The organism is Piscibacillus salipiscarius JCM 13188, from assembly GCF_001311865.1.
GTDB lineage: Bacteria > Bacillota > Bacilli > Bacillales > Alkalibacillaceae > Piscibacillus > Piscibacillus salipiscarius.
Genome location: NZ_BBCD01000045.1, coordinates 1 through 5,532, shown reverse-complemented (window position 1 = coordinate 5,532; position 5,532 = coordinate 1). Strand labels below are relative to the sequence as shown.

Below are 5,532 nucleotides of genomic sequence, written 5' to 3'. Positions count from 1 at the left end.
TTTTAGGCGGGGGTTTTATATGTTCGTAAGGTAATTTTCTAATATAAGAAGTTTTAATCACTGATGTAAATCTTTCTAATCCACAACCAGCTTAATTTTATGTTATGATTTACGTGGCAATCTATAAAAATTTTAAGAGCATTTATTTCATATAGAAAAGGGCTGTCGAAATGATTTTTGTTTTAGATGTGGGAAATACGAATACCGTATTAGGTGTCTTTGATCATGGAACACTAAAATATCAATGGCGTATTGCAACCAACCGTCATAAAACTGAAGATGAATACGCTATGCAAATCAAGTCTTTACTACATCACAATGGATTAACATTTGAGGATTTTGATGGTGTCATTATTTCATCTGTTGTTCCTCCAATTATGTTCTCTCTTCAAAAAAATGTGTGAAAGATATTTTCATATAGATCCATTAATTGTAGGAAGTAAACAAGTTGATACTTGCTTGAAAATGAGTTATCCAAACCCAGATGAAATAGGCGCAGACCGAATAGTGAATGCAGTCGGTGCTATTAAGGAGTATGGTGCTCCTTTAGTCATTATTGACTTCGGAACTGCGACTACATACTGCTACATTAATGAGAATGAAGAGTATGAAGGAGGCGCTATTGCACCAGGAATCTCGATCTCAACTGAGGCTTTATATGCTAAAGCTGCCAAACTCCCTAGAATAGAAATTAATCGCCCTGACGATGTCGTAGGTCAGTCAACAGTTGAGGCGATGCAGTCTGGTATTTATTTTGGCTATGTCGGGCAAGTTGACGAAGTCGTCGGTAGAATGAAAGCTAGAGCCAAACAAACCCCAACAGTTATTGCAACTGGCGGGTTAGCTAAATTAATTGGTAAAGGCTCCAAAACGATTGATTATGTAGATTCGGCATTAACGCTGAAAGGACTTTACGAAATATATTGTATTAATAAGAATGAAAAGGGTGGACAACATGAGTGATTATATGATTCGTGCAACAGCTTTTGACGGACAAGTACGGGCGTTTGCTATTCGTTCAACCGATACCGTTCACGAAGCATGCAGAAGACAAGATACTTGGCCAGCTGCATCGGCAGCATTAGGTCGTTCGATATCGATTACAGCTATGATGGGCTTTATGTTAAAAGGCGATGATAAGCTGACAACGAAAATAGAAGGTGATGGCCCTATTGGCTATTTAATTGCTGATAGTAATTCACACGGTAATGTAAGAGGATATGTTAAAAATCCCCATGTTAACTTTGACTTAAATGATCAAGGGAAATTAGATGTGCGAAGAGCAGTAGGCACGAACGGGACGTTAAGTGTTGTAAAAGATTTAGGACTTAAGAATAATTTTACTGGATCAGTACCCATTGTATCTGGCGAAGTAAGTGAAGATTTCACGTATTACTTTGCTTCATCTGAACAAGTCCCTTCTGCAGTGGGGGCAGGGGTGCTAGTAAACCCTGACCTGTCAATCTTAGCTGCAGGTGGATTCATTATACAAATGATGCCAGGTGCAGATGAGTTAACCGTTAAAAAGGTCGAAAACAGAGTGTCAGAAATAAAACCAATTTCTACTCTAATTCGTGAAGGCTATGCGCCGGAAGATATTCTTAATGAATTTTTTGCGGAAGGCAACTGGAATCTCCTTGCTAAACAGGATGTTCAGTTTAAATGTCAATGCTCCAAAGAACGAATTGAAACAGCTATTGCAAGTTTAGGTAATGATGAAATTGATCAAATGATTGAGGAAGACGGCGGAGCCGAAGCAACATGTCAATTTTGTCATGAGCAGTACCATTTAACAGTAGATGAGCTAGAAAAATTAAAGCAATAGGACGGGTTTCAAATGAAGAAATTACAAATCAACGAGCATATGTCACTAGATTTTTCTAAAGAAACCATCGTGATGGGAATTCTAAATGTGACACCTGATTCGTTTTCAGACGGTGGTAAATTTAATTCGGAATCAAAAGCAGTCGATCATGCTAGAGAAATGGTTCAAAATGGAGCGAAAATAATTGATATTGGCGGTGAGTCAACTAGACCTGGTCATAAACCAGTTACAGCTGATGAAGAAATTGTTCGTGTAGTACCGGTAATCGAATCGCTTACTAATAAGATTGATGTTCCACTTTCAGTTGATACATTTAAGGCGAAGACAGCAGATGCAGCATTAAAAGCTGGTGCGCATATGATTAATGATGTTTGGGGGGCGAAGTACGACCCTGACATTGCTGCTGTAGCTAAAGAGCACGACGCTCCCATTATTTTGATGCATAATCAAGATGAACCTAAATATGACGATGTCGTTGAAGATATGAAAAAGAGCCTAGCTGAGAGTATTGAAATTGCTCATAAACATGGTGTTCAAGACCACAAAATTATTCTAGATCCTGGAGTTGGGTTTGGAAAGACATTAGAACAAAACTTACTCGTTATGCGCAGGCTTCATGAAATAAAAGCCCTTGGATATCCTATTTTACTTGGCACCTCTCGCAAGTCGATGATTGGGAAAGCTCTTGATCTCCCTGTCGATGAACGATTAGAGGGGACGATTGCCACCGTATGTTACGGAATCCAGCAAGGCTGTGAAATTGTAAGGGTTCACGATGTTAAAGAGGTTCATCGCTCGACTAAAATGATGGATGCCATGGTTGGAAAAGGAGAGCTCATTCATGGATAAAGTTATCTTAAATAGAATGATGTTTTATGGTTATCATGGCTTGTTTCCAGAAGAGAACAAGCTAGGTCAACGGTTTACGGTTGATGTTGAGTTGATGGCTGATTTAAAACCATCTGGAACCTCTGATAATATGAATGACAGCATTGATTATGGACAAGTTTATCAAGTGGTTCAAAAGGTTGTAGAAGGTGAGGCAAAAGATTTAGTTGAATCAGTAGCTGAACAAGTTGCCCAATCTTTATTTCAGGCTTTTGACCTATTAAAGGCTGTTAAGGTGTATATTGATAAACCTGGCCCGCCTATTCCAGGTTATTATGAATCAGTCGGCATTGAAATCTACAGGGAGCGCCAGGATTATGATTGACGCCTTTATCGCATTAGGCACTAATATAGAACCGAGAGAAAATCATTTGTATCAAGCGATTAAAAGTTTACAAGATCATGAAGCAATTGAATTAGCCAGCCAATCTTCCATCTATGAAACAGATCCAGTCGGCTATACAGACCAAGCGGATTTTTTGAATATGGTTGTACATGTGAAGGTAAACTTGTCGCCGCACGAACTATTATGGGTATGTCAATCAATCGAACAACAATTAGGTAGGAAAAGAACGGTACGTTTTGGACCGCGTTCTATTGACTTAGACATATTATTATTTAACCATCAATCAATGGAAACTGATGATTTAACGATTCCTCATCCTCGAATGCTTGAGCGTGCGTTCGTTTTAATTCCACTAAAAGAAGTCGCGCCGAAAGTAAAGGTCAACGGCAGATTCGTTACTGATTGGGTAGAAAGTTTACCAGATGATGATTTGGCAGGGGTTCGAGTATACAATGAGTAAATAGAAAGAAGCGTTTGAACGTCCACGTAGGACTTGAAAGGCCTTAAAGGTAATGGTACAGTTAGAAAACGTATTGTGAGTTTAAAGTTATAATGAAGTGATATAAAAAACTTCATCAATATATGGAACAATTTTATAATTTGAGGTGAGATCGGTGTCAGAAGAGATTAATGATCAGATGCAGACACGTATAGAAAAGTTGCGAGCGTTACAAGAACAGGGAGTTAATGTTTTTGGTAACAAGTTTGAGCGCACACATTTGTCAAATGGGTTAAAGGCTGAATTTGACCAATTTTCTAAAGAAGAACTTGAGGAAAAAGAAGTTCCGGTAACTATTGCTGGTCGTATAATGACTAAGCGTGGAAAAGGTAAAGCTGGTTTTGCTCATATTCAGGATTTAGAAGGACAAATTCAAATTTATGCTCGTAAAGATCGTATTGGCGAAGAAGCATATGAAGTTTTTAAACAGGCAGACCTCGGCGATATTGTAGGGGTTAAAGGTGTCATGTTCAAAACTAAAGTCGGGGAATTATCGGTAAAAGCAGATGAATTTTTCTTTTTAACAAAATCACTTCGCCCATTACCTGAGAAATTCCATGGACTAAAAGACGTAGAACAACGTTATCGTCAGCGTTACTTAGACTTAATAACAAATCTAGAAAGCCGCGAGACGTTTATTCTTCGTAGTAAAATAATTCAGTCTATGCGCCGCTATTTAGACCAAAAGGATTCTTAGAAGTTGAAACTCCAATGATGCATGCCATTCCTGGTGGAGCTTCAGCGAGACCATTTGTAACACATCACAACGCATTAGACATACCGCTTTACATGCGTATAGCGATCGAGCTACATTTAAAACGTTTAATTGTTGGTGGTATGGAGAAAGTGTATGAGATAGGACGAGTGTTCCGTAATGAGGGGGTATCGACTAGACATAACCCTGAATTTACGATGATCGAATTATACGAGGCATACGCTGATTACCATGATATTATGGACCTTACTGAAAACTTAGTTGCTCATATTGCCAAAGAAGTGCTTGGTACATCGAAGGTTCAATATGGTGAAGAAGAAGTTGATTTATCTCCAGAATGGAAGAGATGGCACATGGTTGATGCTATTAAAGAAGTGACAGGAGTAGACTTTTGGGCTGACCTGTCTGATGAAGAGGCTCAAGTACTTGCCAAAGAGCACGGGGTAGAAGTGGATTCAAATATGACATTTGGTCATATAGTAAATGAGTTCTTTGAACAAAAAGTAGAAGAGACTCTTATACAGCCCACCTTTATATATGGTCATCCTGTTGCGATCTCACCACTCGCTAAAAAGAACGATGAAGACTCGCGCTTTACAGATCGTTTCGAACTATTCATCGTAGGACGCGAACATGCTAACGCGTTCTCAGAGTTAAACGATCCAATTGATCAGCGTGAACGTTTCGAAGCGCAAGTGAAAGAACGCGAAGAAGGAAATGATGAAGCGCACTTAATGGATGAAGATTTCTTAGAAGCACTAGAGTACGGTCTACCTCCAACTGGTGGGTTAGGAATTGGAATTGATCGTTTAGTTATGCTTCTTACTAACTCAGCATCAATTCGTGATGTTCTGTTATTCCCGCAAATGAGAAACAGACAATAAATTTGTATAGTTAAAGCTACTTGTTATACTCTAATAGGGAGTATGATGAGTAGCTTTTATTTTTAGAAGAATTTTAAAAGAGTTGATAAGTCAATCTTACAACTTGTTTCATTATTACTAAGATCTATAGATAAGTAGAATTTTCATGAAATACTGCTGTGCAAGGGATAAAAGACTGTTATGCACCTGAATAAAATTTCTGAATAAACTTACTTTGAAAAAATGATTAAAAAACTATTGTCATACTCTTAAAACCGTGATAAATTATTAAACGTCGCATTAAGGAAATGCGTCACACAAAACAACCTTTTAATTGATTTAAAAAACATCTTTAAAGTTATTGACACTCAGTTGAAAAGTTGTTATATTAATAAA

General features: G+C 38.0%; 4 protein-coding genes and 2 pseudogenes. All 6 read left to right on the top strand.

What is annotated here, in order from left to right:
• The first annotated feature begins 170 nt into the window (after positions 1-170).
• The 6 genes and pseudogenes from JCM13188_RS17060 (at position 171) to lysS (ending at position 5,157) form a co-directional block, all read left to right on the top strand.
• Positions 171-963 (top strand): annotated as a pseudogene (locus JCM13188_RS17060) (type III pantothenate kinase).
• Positions 956-1,825 (top strand): Hsp33 family molecular chaperone HslO, encoded by an 870-nt coding sequence (gene hslO, locus JCM13188_RS17055; RefSeq protein WP_054755032.1) that lies wholly within the window; start codon positions 956-958, stop codon positions 1,823-1,825. The pseudogene JCM13188_RS17060 and the gene hslO overlap by 8 nt, the downstream one beginning before the upstream one ends.
• Positions 1,826-1,837: 12 nt before the next feature.
• Positions 1,838-2,674 (top strand): dihydropteroate synthase, encoded by an 837-nt coding sequence (gene folP / locus JCM13188_RS17050; protein ID WP_054755031.1) that lies wholly within the window; start codon positions 1,838-1,840, stop codon positions 2,672-2,674.
• The gene (gene folB / locus JCM13188_RS17045; protein ID WP_054755030.1) at positions 2,667-3,038 is read left to right on the top strand and encodes a dihydroneopterin aldolase; all 372 of its coding nucleotides are present in this window, start codon (positions 2,667-2,669) and stop codon (positions 3,036-3,038) included. The genes folP and folB overlap by 8 nt, the downstream gene beginning before the upstream one ends.
• Complete coding sequence (folK, locus tag JCM13188_RS17040) at positions 3,031-3,519, top strand: 2-amino-4-hydroxy-6-hydroxymethyldihydropteridine diphosphokinase (protein WP_054755029.1); 489 nt, start codon at positions 3,031-3,033, stop codon at positions 3,517-3,519. The genes folB and folK overlap by 8 nt, the downstream gene beginning before the upstream one ends.
• 178 nt (positions 3,520-3,697) lie before the next feature.
• Positions 3,698-5,157, top strand: a pseudogene (gene lysS, locus JCM13188_RS17035) (lysine--tRNA ligase).
• Positions 5,158-5,532: the final 375 nt, after the last annotated feature.